A 23,563-nucleotide genomic window follows, 5' to 3' on the forward strand; every position below is an offset into this window, starting at 1 on the left:
CCGGACCGGCGCTCAGCGCGCGGCGGCGCGGGCGAGGTACGGCTGGTCTTCGGCGGGGCCGGTATCCTGGGCATCCGGCGCGGCGGCGCCGGCCAGCCAGGCGCGCGCCTCCGCCTCGCTCAGGAACGCCATGGTGTTCTCGCCCAGCGCCATGTGCTGCATCTGCAGCCGCTGCAGCATCGATACGACGATCACCGCCACGCGATCGCCGGGCTTGCCGACCAGCTCATCCTTCAGCGCGGCCGCGGCCTGGGCGATTCCGATCGGCAGGATGCTGCCGCTGGTGGAGTCGATCAGCATGCGCACATAACCGGAACGCGCCCGCGCATCGCGCGCGGCGGCGCGAAGATCGGCGGCATAGGCATCGAACGTCTCACGCGACAGCAGCGCGTTGACCTTCACATGCACCAGGCCCGTGCCGGTGTCGGGCGCGATCGCATAGGGCGGGCGGGTAAGATCGGGCAGCATCGTGCGCCAATGCTCCCGATCGCGGCCCCGCGCGAGCCGGGTCTTGCCACGAGGCGCGCGTTAACCTTCCGGTAGCCACGCCGCGCGATCGGCCGGCCGCGGGCGGGACGGGGGGCAAAAGCAAGGGGCCGGAGGTTTCCCCCCGGCCCCTGCGTTGTTTCAACCGTGAAAGGCCGGATCAGGCGGCGGCGACCTCGGCCACGTCCACCTTCACGCCCGGGCCCATCGTGGAGCTGAGCGCCACCTTGCGGAGGTACTTGCCCTTGGCGCCCGACGGCTTGGCCTTCACCACCGCATCGACCAGCGCGTCGAAGTTCGCGCGCAGGTCCTCGGCCGGGAAGCTCGCCTTGCCGATGCCGGAGTGGATGATGCCGGCCTTTTCGACGCGATATTCCACCTGGCCGCCCTTGGCCGCCTTCACGGCCTCGCCCACGTTCATGGTCACGGTGCCCAGCTTGGGGTTCGGCATCAGGCCCTTGGGACCCAGCACCTTGCCCAGGCGGCCGACCAGACCCATCATGTCCGGGGTCGCGATGCAGCGGTCGAATTCGATCTTGCCGCCCTGGATGGTTTCCAGCAGGTCTTCGGCACCGACGACATCGGCACCGGCGGCCAGCGCTTCCTCGGCCTTCGGGCCGCGGGCGAACACGCCGACGCGCACGGTCTTGCCGGTGCCCTTCGGCAGCGTGACGACGCCGCGCACCATCTGATCGGCATGACGCGGATCGACGCCCAGGTTGAGCGCGATCTCGACGGTCTCGTCGAACTTGCTGGTCGCGTTCGCCTTAACGATCGCGATCGCCTCGTCCACGCCGTGCAGCTTCTCGCTGTCGACGGTCCAGGTCTTCTGCTTCTTGCTCAGCTTCGCCATCGTATCAGCCCTCCACAACCTGAAGGCCCATCGCGCGGGCGGAACCCTCGATGATGCGCGTGGCGGCTTCGATATCGTTGGCGTTGAGGTCCTTCATCTTGACCTCGGCGATCTTGGTCACCTCCGAACGGGTGATCTTGCCCGCGGAGACCTTGCCCGGCTCCTTCGAGCCCGACTTCAGGTTCGCGGCCTTCTTCAGCAGGAACGACGCCGGCGGCGTCTTGGTCTCGAAGCTGAAGCTGCGATCGGCGTAGACGGTGATCACCGTCGGGATCGGGGCGCCCTTCTCAAGCTCCTGCGTGGAGGCGTTGAACGCCTTGCAGAACTCCATGATGTTCACGCCGCGCTGACCGAGCGCGGGGCCGATCGGCGGGGAGGGGTTGGCGGCGCCCGCGGGCACCTGCAGCTTGATATAGCCGGTTATCTTCTTTGCCATGTCACTCTCTTTCCAAAGGCGCGGCGAGCGATCGCCTTGCCCAGATCAAGTCTAGCGGTACAGCCGGCGGCCCCGGGGGGACAGCCTCCCGCAGATTTCCAATGCTGTCGCGCTGGAAGGCGGCGCCCTTAGCGCAGCGCGGCGCGGAACGCAATCGTCGGCGTTGCGCGCCATGGGGCCGATTGCGCCGCCCCGGACCGGGTTGCGCTTGCGCAGCGAAGGATGCGCCCTGACTCCGTGAAATACTGTATTGGCTGGCCCCGATGAAATAGAACAAATGCACAAGATGGCAGAAGCGCTTAGCAGCCGCCAAGGGCGGACCGGGATGGCGGGCAATATCGCCCGCTGTCTGGTCGCGGCCATCGTTGCCGCCATTCTGGCATATCTAAGCGCGGCGATGCAGCGCCACGAATCCTGGATCGTGCCGATCTGGATTCCGAACGGCATCGTCCTGGCGGTATTGATGCTGCGCCGGGGGGAGGGGAAGAGCAGCCTGTTGAGCGCCGTGTTCGCGGGCTATCTGGCGGCCAATCTGCTCACGGGCCATTCGCTGTCGACCGGCGCGGGCATGGCGGCGTGCAACCTGATCGAGATACTGATCGCCTCCGCCATCATCCGCGCGGGCGGGATGGGCGCCGAGAACGAGATCGGCACGACGCGCGGACTGACCCGCTTCGTGATCGCGGCGGGCATTGCCGCGCCGGCGGCTGCCGCGCTGCTGGCTGTGGCGATCCTGGCCGCGCCGGGCCGCGCCTTCGCGTTCGACGGCTGGGCCGCCTGGGCGCTGACCGACGGGCTTGGCAACCTGATCATCGCCCCGATCGTACTCGTGACCGCGGAGGCGCTCCGCCTGCGCCACCGCCTGTCGCGTCAGACTGTGCTTGAATGGGTGGCGGTGATGGTGGCGGGCACCGCGGTTACGATCGCGGTCTTCGCCCAGTCGCAGTTTCCGCTGCTGTTCCTGGCGGCACCGTTCGTGCTGATGGCGGCGTTCCGGCTGGGCGTTTCGGGCGCGGCCGTCGCCACGCTGGTCGTCACGGTGGTCGCATCGGTGGGCACCACGCTGGGGAATGGGCCGATCCAGCTCGTGGACGGCGACGCGGAGGCGCGCACCTTCGTCCTCCAGACCTTCGTGCTCGCCACCTTCGTATCGGCGCTGCCCGTGGCGGTGGCGCTGCGCGAGCTTTCGCGCACCCGCGTGGCGCTGGCCGAGGGCGAGCAGCGGATGCAGTTCATCTCGAACCTGTCCCCTGCCGGCATCGTGCTGACCGACGCGGCCGGGGACATGACCTATGCCAGCCCGTCGTGGCTCCAGCTTACCGGCATGAAGCTGAACGAGGTGCTGGGCATCGGCTGGGCGCGGATGCTGTACGGCGACCGGGCGCCCGATGCGCTGGCCGAATGGCGCACGCTGATCGGCCAGGGCAAGCCGTTCCAGCGCGAGTTCCGCTTCGCCAACCGCCTGGGCGAGGCGATGTGGGTGATGACCTATGGCAGCCCCGAGTTCGACGAGCACGGGCAGGTGACGGGCTTCATGCTGCTGATCCTGGACATCACCGACCGCCGTCGCGCCGAGCGCCGCCTGGCCGAGCGCGAGCATGATCTCAGCCTGTTCGCAAGCAACGTCACCGACGCGGTGTTCCGCCTGGACACCAAGGGCCGCTGCCTGTTCGTCACCCCCTCCGTGCGGCAGGTGCTGGGATATGAGGTGGAGGAGGTGCTGGGCCAGCCCGTGCTGCAGCGCTTCCACCCGGAAGACCGTCCGCGGATCGAGGAGGTGTTCCGCCGCATGGCGGCAGGCGAGCTTGAGCGCGCGGTGGTCACCTATCGCGCCCGGCATGCGCGGCGCGATGCCTGGATCTGGATGGAGGCGAATTGCCAGGCGGTGCGCGACGACGCGGGGACCCCGCGCGAGATTGTCGCGTCGCTGCGTGACGTGACGCGGCGCAAGGAGATGGAAGAGGAACTGGAGACCGAGCGCCAGCGCGCCGAGAACGCGACGCAGGCCAAGTCGCGCTTCCTGGCGAGCATGAGCCACGAGATCCGCACCCCGATGAACGGCGTCCTCGGCTTCGCGGACCTGCTGCTGGCGGGCGATCTGGACCCCGTGCAGCAGGAGCGCGCGCGCATCATCGCCGAATCCGGCCGGATGATGATGCGCATCCTGAACGAGATTCTGGATCATTCGAAGATCGAGGCGGGCCAGATGTCCGTCGCGGACGAGACGGTGGATCTTACCCATGCGATCCGCCGCTCGGTGCGCCTCTTCGAATCCGCCGCCAGGCAGAAGGGCATCGCGCTGGATCTGGAGCTGGACGCATCGCTGCCGCGCTGGGTGCGCAGCGACGGATTGCGCCTGCGCCAGATCGTGACCAACCTTGTGGGCAACGCGGTGAAGTTCACCCAGGACGGCGGCGTGCGCGTCGCTGCCCGGGCCGAGGGGATCGAGGGTGCCCGGCTGCTGGTGCTGGAGGTGCATGACAGCGGCGTCGGCATCCCCGCCGACCGGCTGGAAGCGATCTTCGGAGAATTCGTGCAGGCCGATACGGGCTCCGCGCGCGCGCAAGGGGGAACCGGGCTGGGGCTGGCCATCAGCCGCAGCCTGGCGCGGCTGATGGGCGGCTCCATCAACGTCACCAGCGAACTGGGCAAGGGTTCCTGCTTCATCCTCACGCTGCCGCTGGCGGAAACCGATGCCCCGGCGGATTCGCAGAACGTCCTCGACGAAGGCCAGCCGGAGGGCACGCTGCCCGCGCGCGTGCTGGCGGCCGAAGACAATGAGATCAACCAGCAGCTTATCGCCGCCGTGCTCAAGCAGCTCGGCATCGCCTGCGAGATCGCTCCGGACGGCCGCCGCGCGGTGGCCGCCGTGCTGGCGGCGGAGGCGCAGGGCCGCGGCTATGACCTGGTGCTGATGGACCTGCAGATGCCGGAGATGGACGGGTTCGAGGCGGTGCGCCTGATCCGCGATGCCGGAATCGGCGGCGAGCAGCTTCCGGTCGTCGCGCTGACCGCCAACGCCTATCAGGAGGATGTCCAGGCGGCGCTGGGCGCGGGGATGCAGGATCATCTCGCCAAGCCGATCGACGCCGCGATGCTGGTGCGCGTGCTGCGCCGCTGGGCCAGCATCGCCCCGGCGGCGCCGGCCCCGTCGGCCAACCCGGCGCTGGCGGAGCTGCGGCCGCAATTCCGCCAGCGGCTGGAGGAGCTGCGTGCCGCGACGATCGCCTTCGGCGAGGATGGCGGGGCGGATGCGCGCGCGGATTTTTTCAGCCGGTGCCACCAGATGGCGGGCAACGCCGCCCTGTTCGGCTATGCCGCGCTCGGCAGCATCGCCCGCGTGGTCGAACGGCTGCTGGGCGAGGAGGACGATCCCGCGACCGCGCCTGCCATCGCACTGCTGCTGCGCCACCTGGGGGAGGCGATCGCCAGTGAGGACGGGGAAGGCGCCAAGCCGCGCCGGGGCCGCAAGCGGAAGGGCGCGGACGGGAAGGACCAGGCTCCGGCCTGATCCTCCCGGCTGGCAGGCTCAGGTAAGCGTGCGGAAGGCCGGGATGGAGAGCTGGCCTTCGACCGGGAAGATCGTGACCTGATCGTTGTTGTTGAACGCATCCAGCCGGATGCCGAGCGCCGCCAGCGCCTGGGGAGAGACCCGCGTGCGCGTGTAGAGCCCGCCCGCGGAATCATGGACCAGCTCTTCCTCGAACTCGACGCCCTGCTGGTTGCCCATCGAGCGGCGGACGGATGCGACCACGAGCTGGCCGTCGCCGAAATCGAGCACGAACTGCGTGCCTTCGGGCACGTCCACCAGCCCTTCGATCAGCGCGCCGCTGGACGACAGGTTGCGCAGGATCACCGGATAATAATGGTTGTGGTGGATCGCGCCGATACGGCGGAAGGTGGCGTGGCGCAGGCTGCGCTGAAAGGCCGGGCCGGCGGGCGCGATCACCCATTCGCCCTGCTCCAGCCGCTCCAGCAACTGCTGCTGCGGCACGGCCTTGCTGTAGATGAAGCCCTGCACATGGCTGACGTGGAGCGAGCGCACCATTTCGAGCTGGTCGAAGCTTTCGACGCCCTCGGCGGTGGTCTCCATGTCCAGCGCGGTGGCCAGCGCCACGATCGCGCTGATGATCGCCTGGTTGCGCGTGCCGTTGCGCGTGGCGCCGCGCACGAAGCTCTGGTCGATCTTGATCTTGTCGAACGGCGCCGTCTTCAGATAGCCGAGCGACGAATAGCCGGTGCCGAAATCGTCGAGCGCCAGGCGCACGCCGATCGACTTCAGCGTTTCGAACATCGCGTCGGATTCGCCCGAATCGCCCAGGAAGACGCTCTCGGTGATCTCCAGCTCCAGCCGGTGCGGATCCAGGCCCGAGGATGCGAGCGCGCTCAGCACCACCGACGGCAGGTTGGGCAGCGCGAACTGCACCGCGGAGACGTTCACCGCGACCCTGAGGTCGGCCGGCCAGGCGGCGGCATCCTCGCACGCGCGGCGCAGCGTCCATTCGCCCAGCCGGACGATCAGGTCCGCTTCCTCGGCGATCGGCACGAAGATCGCGGGCGAAATGGCGCCGCGCTGCGGATGGTTCCAGCGCAGCAGCGCCTCGAAGCCGGTCACCTCGTTGGTCACCGCGTTGACGATCGGCTGGTAATGGACCGCCATCTCGTCGCGGGCCAGCGCGTCGAGCAGGTCGTGTTCCAGCGTGCGGCGTTCCTCCGCCGCCTCCAGCAGCTCGCGCGAGAAGAAGCGATAGCGGCCGCGGCCCGCCGCCTTTGCGGAATAGAGCGCCAGATCGGCGTTGCGGATCAGCTCGTCGCAATTCGCGCCGTTGCCCGGGCCGATCGCCACGCCCACCGACGCGCCGATGATGCAGCGCGCGCCGTTGACCGAATAGGGTTGCGAGAGCTGCTCGATGATCGTCTGGGCGAGCGCCTGGAGCTTGGTCTCATTGCTGAAATCGGGCAGCAGCACGACGAACTCGTCGCCGCCCAGCCGGCCCACCTTCTCGCGATCGCCCAGGATGTTCACCAGCCGCTCGGCCACCTGCTGGAGCAGGATGTCGCCGGCCTGGTGCCCCATGGTGTCGTTGACCTGCTTGAAGCGGTCGAGGTCGATCAGCATGAAGGTGCAGTCGCCGCCGTGCAGCCGGGCCTTGTTCAGCAGCGTCTCCAGCCGTGCGGAAACCTGGCGGCGGTTGGGCAGATCGGTGAGCGAATCATGCGATGCGAGGCGGGCGTTCTCCTCCGCCTCCATCCGCTGGCGCGTCACGTCCGATCCATGGCCGTGATAGCCGGTGAACTCGCCGGCCGCGTTCAGGCTCGGGCGGCCGGAAAGCGACCACCAGCGCACGCCCTCCGGCCCGTCCGATCGCACCAGCATATTCTCGAACGGCGCATGCTTGGCGAGCAGGAAGGGCAGGGTGCGCGTCGATTCCGTGTCTTCGCGCGTCTCTGCCGAAAACACCGACAGCAGGGTGCGGCCAAGCACCGGGGCACCGCTGCCGGCGGTCATCTGTTCCTCGATCCAGTCCGATAGATAGGTCAGGTCGCCCTCGGCGTCGGTCGCCCAGAACCAGCCCAGCCGCATATCTTCATAGGTACGCAGCAGGGGCGGCGTACCGCTCTGCTCCTGTGTGCCGAGCACGGCCACGCGGTCCCAGAAACGCTGGGGCCGGTTGGCGAGGACGGCGGAGGAGCGTGCCGGCATCGGGGCTCAGCGGGCCAGGCGCGGGATCGCGCGTCGGGGGGAGGATGCGGGGTCCATCGTGTGCGTGGCTGCCTGGCGGTTCAACGGCGGTAGGGATCGCGGAGCGCGGCAATCCAGCCGCTGCGGATCTCGGTGACGGGGGCGGGATTGGCCGGCTTGCCGCGCGCGGGCGTCACCGGAGCGGGGAGCGGCTGGCCCGGCGCCGTCGCGGCGGAGCCCAGCAGATGATCGGCGACCGCCGGATAGAGCGGCGAACGGAACTGCAGGCCGGCGGAATGCGCGGACGACCAGCGCACCTGCGCCTCGATGGGCGTAAGGTTGCCGATGGAAATCCACAGCGTCTCGCCGACGCGGTATCCCGGATTGTTCACCCGGCATCCGCCCGGCGTCAGATCGAGCAGGCGCACATTCTCGCGCGCACCGGACGCGCGGCGCACGCGCCCGAGCATGTCGGTCGCGCTGCGATCCTTGCGGCGCCGGTCGTCGGCGTTGTCAGGTTGGGAACCGGACTCCATGGTTCCACACTAGGCCAGGCCGGTGAAGGACTGGTTTATGCGGAATGCACGGACGCGGGCGAGGCCCCCCAAAAACGGCGAAAGCCGGAGCTTCCGCCCCGGCCTTCCCGTGATGCCCCGTGATGCGTTGCGCGCGTGCGTGGGATTACTTGACGCGCTCGACGTCCTCGAAGCCCAGCTCCAGCGGCGTGGCGCGGCCGAAGATCGAGATCGAGACCTTCACGCGGCTCTTGTCGTAGTCCAGCTCCTCGACGATGCCCGAGAAGGTGGCGAAGTTGCCGCTGATCACCTTCACGGTGTCGCCGATGTCGAAGTCCACCTTCACCTTGGCCTTGGGCGCCGCGGCGGCCTCGTCCTTGGTGTTGAGCATGCGGGCGGCCTCGGCCTCCGGGATCGACTGCGGCTTGCCGCTGGAGCCCAGGAAGCCGGTGACCTTCGGCGTGTTCTTGACGAGGTGATAGACGTCGTCGTTCATGTCGAGCTTGGCCAGCACATAGCCGGGCATATATTTGCGCTCGGCCTGGACCTTCTTGCCGCGGCGGACCTCGGTCACGGTCTCGACCGGAACCTCGACGGCCTCGACGAAACGGTCGAGGTGCAGGCGGGCGGCGTCGGCCAGGATCTGGTCCCGGACCTTGCTCTCGAATCCCGAATAGGCGTGGATGATGTACCAGCGCGACATTTCGCGTCCCCTTATTGCGCGAGGCTGAGCAGGAAGCGGACGATCACGTCGAACAGCGTATCCACACCCAGGAAGAAGATGCCCAGCAACGTAGCCATGATCAGCACCATCACGCCGGTCATCACGGTTTCGCGCTGCGAAGGCCAACTGGTCTTCTTGCGCTCCGCCTCAACCTGACGAAGGAACTCCAGGGGATTGACTTTGGCCACTGCCGCCTCGCTCGAAAAAAGCTCTCCGTTCGCGAGACATGGGTCCGCTGCCCGGTCCCTTCCAGGGAACCGGTGCAGCCCATCCACGCTGTCGGATTGGGAGCGGTATCTAGCGACGAACAACGGGATGCGCAAGCGGCCCGCGCCGCCGGCGTTTCGATCGCCCGCGCCGCCGCGATCAGAGCAGCGCGATCGCCGCGAAGCCGCCGATCAGCAGGAGCAGGAAGCCCCAGGCGAACAGGTTCAGCCGCTTCTCGATGAACGCCTGCACCGGCGCCCCATAGCGCTTGAGCAGCGCGGCGATGATGAAGAAGCGCGCGCCGCGGGTGATCACCGACAGCATGATGAACAGGCCGAGCGGATAGTGGGAGAGGCCGCTGGCGATCGTCACCAGCTTGTACGGGATCGGCGTCAGCCCCTTCGCCAGGATGATCGCCCAGCCATATTCGTTGTAGGCGCGCGTGAAATCCTCGAACGCATTGTGGCGGAAGAACTCCAGCACCTGATGCGCGAATTCGGTGAGGAAATAGCCGATCGCATAGCCGAAGATGCCGCCGATCACCGAAGCCGCGGTGCAGACGCCCGCGATCAGATAGGCCTGGTCCCGCCGCGCGAGTACCATCGGCACCATCATCACGTCCGGCGGGATCGGGAAGAAGCTGCTTTCGGCGAAGGACACGCCAGCCAGGCTGCGAAGCGCATGGCGATGATGGGCCATGCGCAGGACCCAGTCGTACATCGGACGGAACATCGTCTTCCCTTATGACTGGACCCGGCAGTGGCAGGGGCGCTCGGATTCGAACCGAGGGCCTTCGGTTTTGGAGACCGACGCTCTAACCAGCTGAGCTACGCCCCTGTGCGGGGTGCGGCTGTAGCGAGACGCGCTGGGCGGGGCAAGGGGGCAGCGGGGGTTTTGAATGCCCTAGCCATATGTCCAGTTGCCGCGTGGCGGCGCGGTCCTATCCTTGGCGCGGGTTTGCGTCTGTATGAAGGAGTGTATCGCGTGAAGAAACTTGCTCTGGCCGCCATGTCCGCGGCGTTCGTCGTTTCGCTCGGGCTTGGGGCGGCTGTCGTCCCGGTTTCCGCGATCAGCGCGCAGGAGGTCGCAAACGGGGCGAAGATCGAGTTTCACAAAGAGGTGCATGATTACGGCACCGTCAAATATGGCGGCAACGGAACCGCTACCTTCCGCTTCACCAACACCGGAAACGCCCCGCTGATCATCTCGAAGGCGACGAGTAGCTGCGGCTGCCTCGTGCCCACCTGGCCGAAGGAACCGATCGCGCCGGGTGCCAATGGCGAAATCACGGTGAAGTACGACACCAAACGACCCGGCCCGATCAGCAAGACCGTGACGATCACCAGCAACGCGGTGAACGAACCCGGCAAGGTGATCCGGGTGAAGGGGACCGTCAGCCCGGTGCCCGAGGGTGGGAGCGGCCCGGGTGGTCCAGCGGGGTACTGAAGACCTGTCCGAACGCCGGGGGGGGGGCGGCGCTGTCAGGCCGCCGCGCTCTCCCCGTCGTGGCGCGTGACCAGGCGGCGCGCCTCCTCCACCGGGAGGGGGCGGCCGAAATAATAGCCCTGGACCTTGGTGCAGCCCAGGCGCTGGACCATCTGGTGCTCTTCCTCGGTCTCCACGCCCTCGGCCGTGGTCGCCATGCCCAGGCTTTCCGCCAGCGCGACGACGGCGCGGATGATCGCGATTGCCTCCTTCACGCCCTTCGAGGCGCCCTGGACGAAGCTGCGGTCGATCTTGATCGAGCTGAACCGCGTGCGGCTGAGATAGCCGAGTGACGAATAGCCCGTGCCGAAATCGTCGAGGCTGAGGCGCACGCCCATGTCCAGGATCTTTTCCAGCACCTGGATGGCCATGGTGCCTTCGTGCATGAACACGCTTTCGGTCACCTCCAGCTCCAGCCGCTGCGGCGGCAGGCCGGAATGCGCCAGCGCCTGGGCGACGAAGCCGGCGAAGGCCGGGTTGTGGAGCTGTTCGGCGCTGACGTTGACGGCGATGCGGGCGGGAAGGTCCCAGCGCGCAGCCTCTTCGCATGCGGTGCGCAGCACCCATTCGCCGATCGGCGCGATCAGCCGCGCCTCCTCCGCCAGAGGCACGAACTTGGCGGGCGAGATGTTGCCATATTCGGGATGCGTCCAGCGCAGCAGCGCCTCGAACCCGGTCAGCGTGCAGCTCTCGGCATCGACGACCGGCTGGTAGGTGAGGTGCATCTCGTTGTTCTCGACCGCGCTGCGCAGCGCGATCTCCAGCACGCGCCGCTCTTCGGCGGCCATGTGGAGCTGGGGCTCATAGGCGTGGAAGACCCCGCCGCCCGCGTCCTTTGACCGGTAGAGCGCCAGATCGGCCGATCGGACCAGCGCCTCGGCGGTGCGCCCGTCGCGCGGGCCGGTGGCCAGGCCCACCGATGCGCCGATGTATAGCGTATGCTGATCGACCTCATAGGGGCGCGAGAGCGTGTCGATGATGCTCTGCGCCAGCCGCTCGACCGCGGCGGTGTCGGTCGCGTCGCGAACCACCACCGCGAACTCGTCGCCGCCCAGCCGGCCGATCATCTCGTTGGCGGTCACAAGCTGCTTCAGGCGCTCCGAAACGCGCCCCAGCAGCCGGTCGCCCACCGGATGGCCCAGCGTGTCGTTGACCGCCTTGAACCGGTCCAGGTCGATCATCATGAAGGCGCAGCGGCTGCCCCATTTCTCCGCCTCCCCCATCGCGAGGGCCAGCGTCTCGTGGATCAGCAGGCGGTTGGGCAGGCCGGTTAGCGTGTCATACCGCGCCATCCGGTTGATCTTCTCGGCCGAGCGCCGGGCCTCGGTGACGTCGGAACCGACGCCGCGGAAGCCGATGAAGGTGCCGCCTTCATCGAAGCGCGGCGTGGCGGACATCTCCCAGGATCGCTCCTCCCCGCCGACATAGACGGGCAGCAGCAGATCGCGGAACGCCTCGCGCCCCTTCAGCTTTTCCGCCAGCAGGCGCAGCGCGGGGGCGAAGTTCCCGCTCTCCCAGGTGGGTCCGGCCAGCACCTGGAGGAAGGGCATGCCGTTGATCGTCTTGGGGTCCACGCCCACGGCGACGGCAAAGCGCGGATTGGCGCGCGCCACGCGGCGCTGGGCGTCGATCTCCCACAGCCAGTCGGCGTTCTTGTCTTCCTCGGTCTCGCGCAGCAACAGGCTTACGGTCTCGTCGCGCTCGGCGATGGCGATTTCCTGGCTGCGCACGACCACCAGCGCCTTGCCGCGCGAGAAGGTCGTCATCGCCAGCAACAGCGTGAACAGCGCCGCGGCGGCGGCCAGCGTGGCCGATCCGGTCAGCATCAGTTGCGCGACGACCGCGCCGCCCGTGATCGTCACGAACGCGATCGTCGCCAGCGGCAGCGCCGCCATCGCCACCGCGCTGGAGGTCATCAGCAACGTGAGTACGATCCACAGCCCCAGCGCGGCATCCGGATCGGCAAGATGGCCGAAGGCCAGCGGCGGGATCGACCAGACCGCGCTGAGCGCGATCCCGTCCAGCAGCGTATCGCGCACATCGCCCAGCGGCGCGGACAGCGCCTCGCGGTGGCGCCGCGACAGGCGGCGGAAGGTGACCGCCACCGCGACGGCCGCGACCAGCGCTCCCCAGCTTGCGAGCTGCCACAGCGGAACCTGGGGCGCCAGGATCAGCGTGATCAGCGCCGCGCCGATCACATTGGCGGCAAGCAGGAACAGCGCGAGCTGGCTGCCCGCGTGGAGCTGGGCGGCGCGGATCGGCCCCCAGTCGGTGGTGTCCGCCGGATCATAGAGGCCAAGCAGCGCGCGCGCGTCGATGCGCGGCTTGGCGAACTGGGAGGTCGTCTGGCTGGTCACGCGCCACGGGATAGCGCGATGGAGGTTGACGAGAGGTTAGGTTGCGGGCGTTCGATCCGCTAAATTCGCCGGAACACGCGCACGCACCACCTTCTCCCCCGGGGCGATGGGCCGGGGGAGGGGCGGCGGGTCCTTGCTGGGTAGGCCTCAGGCCGCGAGGGCGTAGGGCTTGATCTCGCCGTTGAGATAGAGGTTGCGGGCCTTGGCGCGGCTGAGCTTGCCAGAGCTGGTGCGCGGCAGGGTGCGCGGCGGGACCAGTTCGACGACGCAGTTCATGCCGGTCACCGAACGGACGCGCTCGCGGATCTCGTCGCGCAGGCGCAGCCGTTCCTTCTCGTCCGACGTGCGGCACTGGACGAGCACCGCCGGCGTTTCCTCGCCGCCGGGCGTCGTGATCGCGAAGGCGGCGATGTCGCCCTGCTTGAAGCCCGGGAGCTGCTCCACCGCCCACTCGATATCCTGCGGCCAGTGGTTGCGGCCGTTGATGATGATCATGTCCTTGGCGCGGCCGACGATGTAGATGTAGCCGTCGCTGAGATAGCCCATGTCGCCGGTGTCGAGCCAGCCGTCCACCAGGCAGGCTTCGGTCGAATCCTTATCGCGGAAATAGCCCACCATCACGCTGGGGCCGCGGCACCACACCTTGCCGATCGCCTTTTCGGGCAGCGGCGTGCCGTCTTCCTCGCGGATTTCGATCTCCATGTCCTTCGCGGCCTTGCCGCAATTGACGATGGCGCGGAAACGCTGGGGCCGGCCGGCGCCGTGGCTGCCGCCCGAAAGCTGAGTTTCCTCGACCAGCTCGACCACGATGCCCTCGCCCGGGGGCATGATCGAAACGGCCAGCGTGGCCTCCGCCAGGCCGTAGCTGGGCAGGAAGGCCGATGCCTTGAAGCCCGCATCGGCGAAGGCGTCGACGAACTTCTGCATCACGTCCGGGCGGATCATATCCGCACCGTTGCCCGCGACGCGCCAGCGGCTGAGGTCGAAACGCTCGCTCGCCTTCATCTGGCTCGACATGCGGCGCGCGCAGATGTCGTAGCCGAAGGTCGGCGAATAGGAGAGGGTCGTGCCCGGGTTGCGGCTGATCAGATCGAGCCAGGCGAGCGGGCGGCGCGCGAAATCCTCGGTCTTCAGATAGTCGGTCGAAACCTGGTTCGCGACGATCGAGAGCAGGCAGCCGACCAGCCCCATGTCGTGATACCAGGGCAGCCAGGAGACGCAGCGATCACCGTCGCCCACGTGCATGCCGTGGCTGTGCGCCGAAAGATTGCTGAGCAGCGCGCGGTGCGTGATCGCCACGCCATGCGGAAAGCGCGTCGATCCGCTGGAATATTGCAGATAGGCGATGTCTTCGGCCTTCGCCTGGGGCAGCGGCGCATCCGGGGCGGCGCGATCCGCGAACTCGGACCAGTCGACACCCTGCGTGCCCGCCTGGCGTGCGGCCTCCGCGCACATCGTGCCGATCTCCGGCGGGTAGAACAGCATCGTCGGATCGCAGCTATCGAGCTGGACGCGAAGCTGGTCGATATAGCTCTGCGCGCCGCCGAAACTGGTCGGCAGCGGCAGCGGAACCGGCCAGGCGCCCGCATAGATCGCGCCGAAGAACAGCGAGGCGAATTCCGGCCCCGTCTCGGCGATCATCGCGATGCGGTCCTCGGGCTTCACCCCGGCGGCGATCAGGCGCCGCGCCTGCACCAGCGCATCCTCGCGCAGCTCCGCGAAAGGATACGGCCGCGACAGATTGCCGCGCGCGTCGTGGAAGTTGAGCCCGCGCACGCCGCTTGCGGCATAATCCAGCGCTTCGCCAAGCGTCTCGAAGTCGGCGTAGCGGCGCGGCAGGCTGTCGTCGGTCGGCGTCGGTGCCAGCGTCAGCGCGTCGTCCGCCTTGCCTTCGAGCGATCCGGTAACGTCCAAAACCATTCCTGTTCCTGTGCCCCTGTTCGCGGCAAACCGTTGGCCCCCCAACGCAATAACTGCATCCGGCCTTGCCGCGGACTGTCGTTCAAAATCGGTTGCTACTGTGGCACAATCAAGGCGCATGAGCCGCCCGCCAAAGCCCCTGAAGCCCCTGACGAGTGCCGATTTGGAGCGGTTGGCACTGCGATATGTGGAGCGTTACGCTACGACACGGGCGCGTCTCGCCGGATATCTGACGCGAAAGCTGCGCGAGCGCGGATGGGAGGGGGAGGCGCCCGCCGATCCCGCCGGGGTGGCCGAACGTTGCGCTGAGCTCGGCTATGTCGACGACCGCGCCTTTGCCGAGGCGCGCGCCGCTTCGATGGGGCGGCGCGGCCTGGGCGCCCGGCGCGTCAGCCAGGCGCTGCGCTTCGCCGGGATCGAGGAGGAGGACGCCGCCGTCGTCGCTCCGATGGTGGAGGCGGACAGCCGCGCGAGCGCGCTCGCCTTTGCCCGCCGCCGCCGCATCGGCCCCTTCGCGCGCGAGGGCGGGGACCCCCGGATGCGCGAGAAGCAGGTGGCGGCGATGGTGCGTGCGGGCCACGCCCCGGCGCTGGCCCGCGCCATCGCGCGAATGGAGCCGGGCGAGGACCCCGAAGCGCTGCTCGACAGCAACTGACACAAATCGACACAAAGCGGTTCCCCGCTGGGAATTCTGTGATAAAGTCATGGGCTGGGGGAAAAGAAAATGCGTGCCGACCCGCAGCTTCTGACGAACGAATATTCCGTCGGATCAATGGCAACCGGGGAAGAGGAGAGTGACCTCGCCGGTGAAGGCCATCTGTGTTCCGGCGTGGTCAAGTGGTTCGACGTGACGCGCGGCTTCGGCTTCGTCGTCGCGGACGATCCCGGCCTTGGCGACATATTGATTCATTTCACGGTTCTTCAAGAACATGGCAGGCGCAGCCTTCCCGAAGGCGCGCGCGTGGAATGCGTCGCTGTGAAGCGTCAGCGCGGCATGCAGGCGCGCGAGATCCGCGCCATCGACCTGAGCCAGGCGATCGAGGCCCCGCGCGCCCGCGGCGGCGAACGCGCCGACCGGCTGAAGCTGATCGAGACCGCCGGCCCCTTCGAACCGGTGGCGGTGAAGTGGTTCAACCGCCTGAAAGGCTATGGATTCCTCGTGCGCGAAAGCAACTCCGCGGATATATTCGTCCATATGGAGACCTTGCGCCGCGCCGAGATCGAGGAGGTCGAACCCGGCCAGCAGCTTCGCGCGCGCATCGTCGACGGAGACAAGGGGCCGCTCGCCGTGGCGGTCGAAAGGACCGGTTGACCCGATGACCCGATTTCCCGGCGCGCTGGCGGCCCTTGCCGCGCTGTCGCTGCTCGCCCCCGCCGCGGCTTCCTGCGCCGCGCCGCAGGTCCTGGCCGTCGCCGATCCGGCGGATACGCTGGTTACGATCGAGAGCAAGGGCGGGGCGATGCATCGCTTCCGCGTCGAATCGGCCCGCAACCATGACGAGCAGGAACGCGGGCTGATGTTCCGGACGAACATTCCGCAGGACGGCGGCATGTTGTTCGCGCCCTTTCCGGGCGATGGCGGCCCCCCGCGCGAGGCGAGCTTCTGGATGGTCAACACGCCCACCGCGCTCGACATCCTGTTCATCCGCAAGGACGGGACGATCGCGTCGATCGCCGCCGATGCGGCGCCCTTCACCGACGATCGCCACCTTTCGGGCGAGCCGGTGAGCGCAGTGCTGGAGCTTCTGGCCGGCCGCGCCGCCGCGCTGGGCATCGCGCCCGGCGACAAGGTCCGCTGGGAGCCGGTGGCGAAGAAATAGCGCCGGTCCGGCCGATTTGGGCCGTCCGGGCGCGCGCATTCCGATTGCCTCCGCCACCGGGGCCGCGCTAAGGGGCTCGCCATGGGTCTGTTGAAGTCGATCTTCACCTGGTGGGAAGGCGCCACCATCGGCACCATGCTGTCGCTTCGCGGCAAGCAGCGGATGGGCGAGGATTCGCTCGGCAACGTCTATTGGGAAGGCGGGCAGGACGTTCACGGCCGCCCGCGCCGCTGGGTGATCTACAGCGGCCAGAACGACGCCAGCCGCGTTCCGCCCGACTGGTTTAGCTGGCTTCACCACCAGATCGACGACGTGCCCGATCGCGCCCTGCCGCCGCAGCGCGTGTGGGAACGCCCGGCCGAGGCCAATCTGACCGGCACCCGCCAGGCCTATCGCCCTTCCGGCGCGCTCGAGGCGGGCGGCCGGCGGATCGGCGCGACCGGCGATTACGAGGCCTGGACCCCCGAGGCATGATCCGCGCGGCCCGAGCCGTGCCCGCGGCGCTGGCGCTGTTGGTGCTCGCGGCCTGCGGCAAGGGCAAGCCGGACGACAACAGCGCCGTCGACCAGGTGATCACCACCGATGAGGGCGCCGCGCCTTCGGGTGAGGCGCAGGTGGTGGCAGTGGCGCCGGACGGCAGCGCGCTGGCCGCGGCGGCGACCCCGATGAAGGATCGCGTGGCCGTGATCGGCCTGCTCAACAAGCGCAACGGCCAGTCGCGCCAGATCACGCTGAAGCCCGGCCAGTCGGCCCGCACCGGCGACGTGATCGTCCGCGTCCGCGCCTGCGAGAAGACCGCGCCCTGGGAGAATTTCCAGGACACCGGCGTCTTCGCGCAGCTCGACGTGCGCCAGCCCGATCAGAGCTGGCACCGCGTATTTTCGGGCTGGCTGTACAAGGACCGTCCGGCGCTGAACGTCGTCCAGCACCCGGTCTATGACGTATGGGCCATCAGTTGCGCGATGACCTTCCGCGACAGCGGGCCGGATACGGTATCCGTCGGCGCCGGGCCAAAGGGCGCGGGCGCCGGATCGGGCAACGAATCGAGCGCGAAGAAATCGCCGTCCACCGACGCCGCGCCGGCCGAGAGCCCCGCAGCGGATTCGCCCAGCGCGGCGCCCAGCAATGCGACATAATCCTCGCGCCCGATCTCGATCGCGCCCAGCGAGGCGAGGTGATCGGTCTGGAACTGGCAATCGAGCAGCGTGAAGCCGCCGGCCTTCAGCCGCGCGACCAGATGCGCGATCGCGACCTTTGACGCATCGCGTACCCGCGTCACCATCGATTCGCCGAAGAAGGCGCGGCCCAGCGCCAGCCCATAGAGCCCGCCCGCCAGCCGTCCGTCGTGCCAGCATTCCACCGAATGGGCGAAGCCGCGGCGGTGCAGCGCGATGAACGCCTGCTCGATCGCGCCGTTGATCCAGGTCTCGGGCCGGCCGTTCACGCTTTCGGCGCACAGCCGGATGATATCCTCGAACGCGCGATCGACGGTGAGTTCGAACCGGCCCGACAGGATCGTCTTGCGCAGCGAGCGCGAGAGGTGGAAGCGATCGAGCGGCAGTACCCCGCGCAGCCGCGGCTCGACCCAATAGACGCTGCGCGCGGTGCGATGATCGGCCATCGGGAACACGCCCATCGCATAGGCCCGCAGCACCAGCTCCGGATCGAGCTGCTGCGGCTGGCGATGGTGATGGCTCATCGCGCGATCAGCCCTTCTTGCCCGCCAGCCGCCGCTCGATCGCCTGCCACAGCGCGGCGAAGGCCTGCGCCCCCGCCGATCGCGGGGCGAAGGCGCCCACCGGCATCCGCCGCGCCGCCATCGATTCCACCACGCTGGCCATCGGGATCACCGGCCAGTCGGGATGCGCCTCCAGCGCGGCGGCGTGGAGTTTGCGGCGGCGGTCCACCAGCGCATGCACCGGCATCAGCGGCGCCTTGCCCGCCTTGCCGCCCTTGCGGTCCAGATGCTGGGCCACCTCCTCGAACGCGCGGGTGGAGAGCGGGGAGGGGATCACCGGCACCACGATCAGGTCGGCGGCGCGCATCACCTGCTCGCTCGTCTCGGTAAGTCCCGGCGGGCAATCGAGCAGTACGCGATCATAGGCCTTGTCGAGCGCGGCGAGCAGCTTGGCCAGGCGTTTCTTCTTGTCCAGTTCGTGGAACAGCAGGTCCAGCCCGCGCAGCGAGGTGTCGGCGGCGATCAGGTCGAGCCGTTCGAACGCCGTGTGGCGCACCAGCTTTTCCGGCGCCACGTCGCGGGTGAACACCGCCTGTGCCTGATCGCGCCCGGCGGGCGACGCGCCGGTCAGATAGGTGGCGCCGGCCTGGGCATCGAGATCCCACAGCAGCGTGCGGCGTGCGGAGAGCGTGGCCGAACACCAGGCGAGATTGACCGCCAGCGTCGTCTTTCCCACCCCGCCCTTGAGGCTGTAGATCGCGACCGTCGCCACGCGGACTCCTGTGGTTTTCCCTGGCCGCTAGGTCGCATGAAAAAGGGCCGGCAGGGAAGCCCCGCCGGCCCGTTCGTTACGGATACTGCTGGAGGGGGTTCAGGCCTTGCAGGTGACCGGGGCCGCGCCGGCGACCGAGATGGTCGCGGCCTTGGCGTTGCCGGTGATCTTCGAGCCGTCCGCACCGACGAAGGGCTGGCCGGCCTCAGGCGCGTTCAGCATGGTCGGCGCGCCGTCCTTCTCCTTCTTCAGAACGGCCATCTTGCCGCCCTGGAAGAAGTCGACATAGAGCAGCTTGTTGCCCGGCTGGCAGCGGAAGCTGACCGAGGACTCGACTGCCGGCGGCAGCTCCGCCTTCGGCGCGTTCTTCATCTGCTCGGCCAGCGGGTCCTTCGCGATGGAGTCCACGACCTCGGGTTCGTTCTTGCAAGCCGAGAGCGACAGGAGCGCTGCGGCAGCGGCGGCGATCAGGGGGAGGCTTTTCATAGCGCCGCGCTCATGGCGTGGCGCCAAGGCGCCCGTCAAGTCCTCTGGAGTTATATCGTATCATAAAGTTGTTGCGGCGCAGCGCGATTCTTGCCCCAAAGCGGGCCAAGCTATTCGTGAAACTCGCTGATCTCCGGGATTCGCCCAAAGGCGATGCGGGTGCCCACGCCGTCGATCCGCCCGCCATGGAGCGGCCCGACGCTTACCGCATTGCGGCCGAATCGCTCGTTGATGCGGTCCATCGCCCGGCTGAGCGCCAGCGTGCGAGTCTCGCGGGCCAGCGGATCGTCTGGGTCGAGCGCGGCGAACAGCGATCCCTGCTCGCCCTCCACGCCCTCCATCTCGGCCAGCGTCACGCCGATCATGCGCAGCCGGAAACCGCCGGGCCGCGCACGCCCCGCCTCCACCAGCCGGGCGAACAGCTTCTCCAGCGCATGGAGCACGACGAAGCTGTCCTGCGTCGCGGGCAGGCGGATCGAGGTGCGCCAGTTGCTCTTGTCGTCCTCGAACTTGCCATGAAGGACCAGCAGCCGCGCGCGATAGTCCTTGCGGCGCAGCCGGCTCGCGGCCTTCAGCGCCAGGCGGCGCGCGGTCAGCCGTGCGGGCGCGATCCCGCGCTTCTGCGGGCTCAGCACATGGCTGTGGCCGATGCTGCGCGTCTGGCTGGGCTTTTCGGGCAGATCGACGCCGTGGAGCAGATACCAGAGCCGGTCGCCGTTCACGCCACCCCAGGCGCTGCCCGCGTCGCGCGGGCGGCGTTCGCAAAGCTGGCGGATGTCCAGGATACCTTCCTGCGCCAGCCGCCGCTCCATCTTGGCGCCGATGCCGGCGATGTCGCGCAGCTTCAGCCCGAACAGGCGCTGGGGGAGCTGGTCCGCGGTCATCACCACCAGCCCGTCCGGCTTCTGCAGGTCCGACGCCAGCTTTGCGAGCAGCCGGTTGGGCGCGATGCCGACCGAGCTGGTGAGGCATTCGCCCACATTGGCGCGGATGCCCGCTTTGATCCGCTGCGCCAGCGCCACGGCGGCCTCCGGGCTGTTCTCGTTGTCGAGCAGGCGGCACGCCACCTCGTCGATCGAGCAGACCAGGGTGACGGGGATATGGCGCCACACTTCGGCCAGGATCGCCTCATGGAACGCCACATATCGTTCATGTTGCGCCGGCACGATCAGCAGGTCGCGGCACTTCTGCTTCGCTTCCCAGACCGGGGTGCCGGTGGAGATGCCGTAGCGCTTCGCCTCCACCGACGCGGCGATCGCCACGGTGGTGTCCACATCCACCGGGGCGACGAGCACCGGCTTGCCGCGCAAGGCGGGGTTCAACTGCTGCTCGACGCTGGCGAAATAGGAGTTCAGGTCGAGGAACAGCCAGCGCAGCGGCCGCGGCGGAAAGGCGAGCAGGGGCGCCGGCGCAGCCCCATCCGCCGCGCCGCCGCAATCGGGATCAGGGCGAATCGCTGCGGGCATCGCGCGCGAACATTAGCAGAACGATGCGCCGGGGGACACCCATGCCTTCCGGCAAAGGCGGCGGCTCAGTCGCGCGTGACGTGCCACACCCGGTCAAGGCCGCGGTGCATGCGGACGCCGCAGTGGATGCACACGCTCTGCCAGCCAGAAGGGGTCTCGCGCGCCTTGCCGCGCGAGCGCTGGTGCCTGCCGAAGACACACATCAGCCTGCCAAACAGGCCGGAAATACGCATCGAAATGTAGCCCTGCTCACGAATTTGCCCCGCTATTTCAGAATTGTTGCAGATATTCCAGACCCGCGTTCTGTATTTCCGCCATTGCGGGGCTTCTCTCCGGAGCGCCGCCGTGGTTGTTAGGCGCAGGCCCCGCGGGCGGATGCCGGGCGGGGCATAGAGGGAGGATGCGATGCGGATGAATCCACTCCGGAGCCAGCGGCTGGCCGCCGCTGGGCTGGCGCTAGCGCTGGCCGGATGCGGGCAGGGCAGCGTGACGGTTGCCCCCGGCAACGACGCCGGCAACGAGACGATGAACCTGACGCCCCCGCCGCCGGAGCCGGCGAACATGGCGGAACCCGCGCCGGTCAACGCCACCGCGACGCCTTCTGCATCCACGCTCGGCGGCGTCGATCTGGCGGGCAAGGTGCGCGCGACGGGGCAGGAGCCCTTCTGGCTGCTGGAGATTCACGGCAGCACGCTGGTCTATACCGACTATTCGGTGGAGACGCCGCAACCCGCGACGCTGGCTCCGGCCGCGCCGGTGATCACCGCCACCTCGGCCACCTACAGCACCAGCTATGGCCAGGCCGGCCCGATGACGGTCACGCTCACCGCCCAGCCGTGCGACACGCCGGCGGAAACCGTCCTGCCGCTGACCGTGAAGATCCAGGTCGGCGGGCAAACGCGCGAGGGCTGCGCGGAACAGGGCTGAGCTCCCGTTCCGCCGCGGCCCGGCCCAAAGGGGCAAACGGCCGGGCCGCGGCGCACCGGCGGGACCCCAGATCGCCCGCCGGCGGGGGACGGGTTCAAAGCGCCGCGTTCTCCGGCAGGCCGTCCGCCTCGGCGGCGAACCGGCCGCTTTCGGCGATGCCCACCAGTTCGACGAACTCGCGCCGCCAATAGTCGGCCGGCGATCCCGCCAGCCGGCGGATGTCGGCATAGCTCCAGCTTCCGAGCAGCGTATCGCCGCGCAGCTTCTGCGCAAAGCCGGCGACCGCCACGGCAAAGGCCATGTCGCCCTGCGGCGCGGCGGCCCCGGCGATCAGCGCGCGCGGCACCGGGCGTTCGATCAGCCGCGACTGTTTCTCGCCGGGCAGCTTGTAGCGCAGCTTGACGAAGGCCATCTCGCCGCTGCCCGATTGGGCGGGCGCGGCGGCGGGCTGGTTCCCGGCGTAGCGGCGCGGCCCCGACCAGCCCTGTGCGCCCGTGGGGACGATCTCGTAGATCGCGGTCACCTGATGCCCGGCGCCGATTTCGCCCGCGTCGACCTGGTCGTTCTTGAAGTCCTCCTCGCGCAGCGCGCGGTTCTCATATCCGATCAGCCGGTACTGGCTAACCGCCGCCGGATCGAACTCCACCTGCACCTTCACGTCGCCCGCGATCGTGAACAGCGTGGAGCCGAGCTGCTCGTCCAGCACCTTCCGCGCCTCCATCGCGGTGTCGATATAGGCGTAGTTGCCGTTCCCCTTGTCCGCGATCGCTTCCATCATCGCGTCGTTCAGATTGTCGCGGCCAAAGCCCAGCGCGGTCAGCGTGATGCCGTCGTCGCGGTTGCGCTCGATCAGCTCCTCCAGCCCGCGCTGGTCGCTCAGCCCCACGTTGAAGTCGCCGTCGGTGGCCAGGATCACGCGGTTGATCCCGCCCTCGATCCGGTTCGCGCGCGCGGTGGCATAGGCGAGCTGGATGCCCTCGCCCCCCGCGGTGGAGCCGCCCGCGTTCAGATTGTCCAGCGCGGCCTTGATCTGCAACCGGTCACTGGTCGGCGCCAGCACCAGTCCCGCGGCACCGGCATAGACCACGATCGAAACGCGATCCTGCGGCCGCAGCCCATCCGCCAGCGTGGCCAGCGCGGCCTTGACCAGCGGCAGCTTGTCCGGCTGGTCCATCGATCCGGACACGTCGACCAGGAACACCAGGTTCGCCGCCGGCCGCTCGCGATAGTTCAGGTCATAGCCGCGCAGCCCGACGCGCAGCAGCCGCGTCTGCGGGTTCCACGGCGTCGTCGATACGTCGGTGGTGACGCTGAACGGCGCGCCGCGATCGGCGGGCAGGGGATAGTCGTAGCGGAAATAGTTGATCATCTCCTCGGTGCGCACGGCGTCCCTGGGCGGCGTGGCACCCCCGACAAGGAAGCGGCGGACGTTGGAATAGGCCGCCGTATCCACATCGACCGCGAAGGTGGAGACCGGCGCCTCGGCGACGTTGCGGACCGGCGAGATATCGTTGCGTGCATAGCGCTCGCGCATCTCGGGCGGCATCGCCGCGGGATCGGCATAAGCCTCGGTGGAAACGGGACCGGCGGAATAGGAGCCCCCCTGGCTGCACCCCGCGAGCAATGCCGCACCCAGCGCGGCCGAACCCAGCAACCTGACACGCATTTGCGCCTCCTGCCTTAATTGTGCCGTATTTGTGGCACGATTGCGGCAAGGGTGGCAAGGCCATTTCTAGTTATCGGGTAGG

Annotated in this window: 23 protein-coding genes, 1 tRNA gene and 1 pseudogene; 8 read left to right on the forward strand and 17 right to left on the reverse strand. The window is 68.5% G+C overall.

Translation table 11 applies throughout. The annotated features are described in order from the left end of the window. Positions 1 to 12: 12 nt before the first annotated feature. From OM513_RS07020 to rplK, 3 genes are all read right to left on the reverse strand, one after another. The gene (locus tag OM513_RS07020) at positions 13 to 468 is read right to left on the reverse strand and encodes a hypothetical protein (RefSeq protein ID WP_264943437.1); all 456 of its coding nucleotides are present in this window, start codon (positions 466 to 468) and stop codon (positions 13 to 15) included. 178 nt (positions 469 to 646) lie between these two features. Continuing rightward, positions 647 to 1,339: a 50S ribosomal protein L1 gene (rplA, locus tag OM513_RS07025; protein ID WP_264943438.1), complete on the reverse strand. Its 693-nt coding sequence runs from the start codon at positions 1,337 to 1,339 to the stop codon at positions 647 to 649. A 4-nt stretch (positions 1,340 to 1,343) separates the two neighbouring features. Next, positions 1,344 to 1,775 (reverse strand): 50S ribosomal protein L11, encoded by a 432-nt coding sequence (gene rplK, locus OM513_RS07030; protein ID WP_264943439.1) that lies wholly within the window; start codon positions 1,773 to 1,775, stop codon positions 1,344 to 1,346. 286 nt (positions 1,776 to 2,061) lie between these two features. Here rplK and OM513_RS07035 point away from each other — a divergent pair, with 286 nt between their 5' ends. After that, positions 2,062 to 5,286, forward strand: coding sequence for a PAS domain S-box protein (locus OM513_RS07035; RefSeq protein WP_264943440.1), 3,225 nt, complete (start codon positions 2,062 to 2,064; stop codon positions 5,284 to 5,286). An 18-nt stretch (positions 5,287 to 5,304) separates the two neighbouring features. On the opposite strand, the gene OM513_RS07040 is transcribed toward OM513_RS07035, so the two are convergent. The 6 genes from OM513_RS07040 to OM513_RS07065 form a co-directional block, all read right to left on the reverse strand. Next, positions 5,305 to 7,479: a putative bifunctional diguanylate cyclase/phosphodiesterase gene (locus tag OM513_RS07040; RefSeq protein ID WP_264943441.1), complete on the reverse strand. Its 2,175-nt coding sequence runs from the start codon at positions 7,477 to 7,479 to the stop codon at positions 5,305 to 5,307. A gap of 80 nt (positions 7,480 to 7,559) precedes the next feature. Beyond that, the gene (locus OM513_RS07045; protein WP_264943442.1) at positions 7,560 to 7,994 is read right to left on the reverse strand and encodes a PilZ domain-containing protein; all 435 of its coding nucleotides are present in this window, start codon (positions 7,992 to 7,994) and stop codon (positions 7,560 to 7,562) included. A gap of 145 nt (positions 7,995 to 8,139) precedes the next feature. Beyond that, the gene (gene nusG / locus OM513_RS07050; protein WP_264943443.1) at positions 8,140 to 8,676 is read right to left on the reverse strand and encodes a transcription termination/antitermination protein NusG; all 537 of its coding nucleotides are present in this window, start codon (positions 8,674 to 8,676) and stop codon (positions 8,140 to 8,142) included. Positions 8,677 to 8,687: 11 nt separating this feature from the next. Beyond that, complete coding sequence (gene secE / locus OM513_RS07055) at positions 8,688 to 8,885, reverse strand: preprotein translocase subunit SecE (RefSeq protein WP_264943444.1); 198 nt, start codon at positions 8,883 to 8,885, stop codon at positions 8,688 to 8,690. 178 nt (positions 8,886 to 9,063) lie between these two features. After that, on the reverse strand, positions 9,064 to 9,624 hold the full coding sequence (locus OM513_RS07060) for a YqaA family protein (protein ID WP_264943445.1): 561 nt from the start codon (positions 9,622 to 9,624) through the stop codon (positions 9,064 to 9,066). A 40-nt stretch (positions 9,625 to 9,664) separates the two neighbouring features. Then, a tRNA-Trp gene (locus OM513_RS07065) sits at positions 9,665 to 9,741 on the reverse strand. A gap of 147 nt (positions 9,742 to 9,888) precedes the next feature. Here OM513_RS07065 and OM513_RS07070 point away from each other — a divergent pair. After that, the gene (locus tag OM513_RS07070) at positions 9,889 to 10,350 is read left to right on the forward strand and encodes a DUF1573 domain-containing protein (RefSeq protein WP_264943446.1); all 462 of its coding nucleotides are present in this window, start codon (positions 9,889 to 9,891) and stop codon (positions 10,348 to 10,350) included. Positions 10,351 to 10,385: 35 nt separating this feature from the next. Here OM513_RS07070 and OM513_RS07075 read toward each other — a convergent pair whose 3' ends face one another. Together OM513_RS07075 and OM513_RS07080 are read right to left on the reverse strand one after the other, a co-directional pair. After that, positions 10,386 to 12,746, reverse strand: coding sequence for a putative bifunctional diguanylate cyclase/phosphodiesterase (locus OM513_RS07075; RefSeq protein WP_264943447.1), 2,361 nt, complete (start codon positions 12,744 to 12,746; stop codon positions 10,386 to 10,388). A 147-nt stretch (positions 12,747 to 12,893) separates the two neighbouring features. Beyond that, complete coding sequence (locus OM513_RS07080) at positions 12,894 to 14,666, reverse strand: fatty acyl-AMP ligase (RefSeq protein WP_264943448.1); 1,773 nt, start codon at positions 14,664 to 14,666, stop codon at positions 12,894 to 12,896. Positions 14,667 to 14,838: 172 nt separating this feature from the next. Here OM513_RS07080 and OM513_RS07085 point away from each other — a divergent pair, with 172 nt between their 5' ends. From OM513_RS07085 to OM513_RS07105, 5 genes and pseudogenes are all read left to right on the forward strand, one after another. Beyond that, positions 14,839 to 15,321, forward strand: coding sequence for a regulatory protein RecX (locus tag OM513_RS07085; protein ID WP_319951605.1), 483 nt, complete (start codon positions 14,839 to 14,841; stop codon positions 15,319 to 15,321). A gap of 117 nt (positions 15,322 to 15,438) precedes the next feature. Beyond that, positions 15,439 to 15,978, forward strand: coding sequence for a cold-shock protein (locus OM513_RS07090; protein ID WP_264943450.1), 540 nt, complete (start codon positions 15,439 to 15,441; stop codon positions 15,976 to 15,978). Positions 15,979 to 15,982: 4 nt separating this feature from the next. Continuing rightward, on the forward strand, positions 15,983 to 16,486 hold the full coding sequence (locus OM513_RS07095; protein ID WP_264943451.1) for a DUF192 domain-containing protein: 504 nt from the start codon (positions 15,983 to 15,985) through the stop codon (positions 16,484 to 16,486). Between the two features lie 81 nt (positions 16,487 to 16,567). Then, complete coding sequence (locus tag OM513_RS07100; RefSeq protein ID WP_264943452.1) at positions 16,568 to 16,960, forward strand: NADH:ubiquinone oxidoreductase subunit NDUFA12; 393 nt, start codon at positions 16,568 to 16,570, stop codon at positions 16,958 to 16,960. Positions 16,961 to 17,151: 191 nt separating this feature from the next. Next, a pseudogene (locus OM513_RS07105) lies at positions 17,152 to 17,385 on the forward strand (DUF2155 domain-containing protein); the annotation flags it as partial. A 35-nt stretch (positions 17,386 to 17,420) separates the two neighbouring features. Here the strand turns inward: OM513_RS07105 and aat are convergent. The 5 genes from aat to OM513_RS07130 all read right to left on the reverse strand — a co-directional run bounded on the left by aat (position 17,421) and on the right by OM513_RS07130 (position 21,091). Then, positions 17,421 to 18,185 carry a leucyl/phenylalanyl-tRNA--protein transferase gene (gene aat / locus OM513_RS07110; RefSeq protein WP_264943453.1) on the reverse strand — a complete coding sequence of 255 codons (765 nt, stop codon included), beginning with the start codon at positions 18,183 to 18,185 and terminating at the stop codon, positions 17,421 to 17,423. 7 nt (positions 18,186 to 18,192) lie between these two features. Then, the gene (locus tag OM513_RS07115) at positions 18,193 to 18,936 is read right to left on the reverse strand and encodes a ParA family protein (RefSeq protein ID WP_264943454.1); all 744 of its coding nucleotides are present in this window, start codon (positions 18,934 to 18,936) and stop codon (positions 18,193 to 18,195) included. A gap of 99 nt (positions 18,937 to 19,035) precedes the next feature. Next, a complete protein-coding gene (locus tag OM513_RS07120; RefSeq protein ID WP_264943455.1) occupies positions 19,036 to 19,422 on the reverse strand; it encodes a hypothetical protein in 387 nt (128 codons plus the stop codon). 110 nt (positions 19,423 to 19,532) lie between these two features. Further along, on the reverse strand, positions 19,533 to 20,888 hold the full coding sequence (locus OM513_RS07125; RefSeq protein WP_264943456.1) for a Y-family DNA polymerase: 1,356 nt from the start codon (positions 20,886 to 20,888) through the stop codon (positions 19,533 to 19,535). Between the two features lie 65 nt (positions 20,889 to 20,953). After that, on the reverse strand, positions 20,954 to 21,091 hold the full coding sequence (locus tag OM513_RS07130; protein WP_264943457.1) for a hypothetical protein: 138 nt from the start codon (positions 21,089 to 21,091) through the stop codon (positions 20,954 to 20,956). Positions 21,092 to 21,299: 208 nt separating this feature from the next. Between OM513_RS07130 and OM513_RS07135 the strand changes: the two genes are divergently transcribed. Continuing rightward, the gene (locus OM513_RS07135; RefSeq protein ID WP_264943458.1) at positions 21,300 to 21,815 is read left to right on the forward strand and encodes a hypothetical protein; all 516 of its coding nucleotides are present in this window, start codon (positions 21,300 to 21,302) and stop codon (positions 21,813 to 21,815) included. Between the two features lie 94 nt (positions 21,816 to 21,909). On the opposite strand, the gene OM513_RS07140 is transcribed toward OM513_RS07135, so the two are convergent. Beyond that, on the reverse strand, positions 21,910 to 23,481 hold the full coding sequence (locus tag OM513_RS07140) for a vWA domain-containing protein (RefSeq protein ID WP_264943459.1): 1,572 nt from the start codon (positions 23,479 to 23,481) through the stop codon (positions 21,910 to 21,912). Between the last annotated feature and the right edge of the window lie 82 nt (positions 23,482 to 23,563).

It is taken from the genome of Sphingomonas canadensis, from assembly GCF_026013525.1.
GTDB classification, from domain to species: domain Bacteria; phylum Pseudomonadota; class Alphaproteobacteria; order Sphingomonadales; family Sphingomonadaceae; genus Sphingomonas; species Sphingomonas canadensis.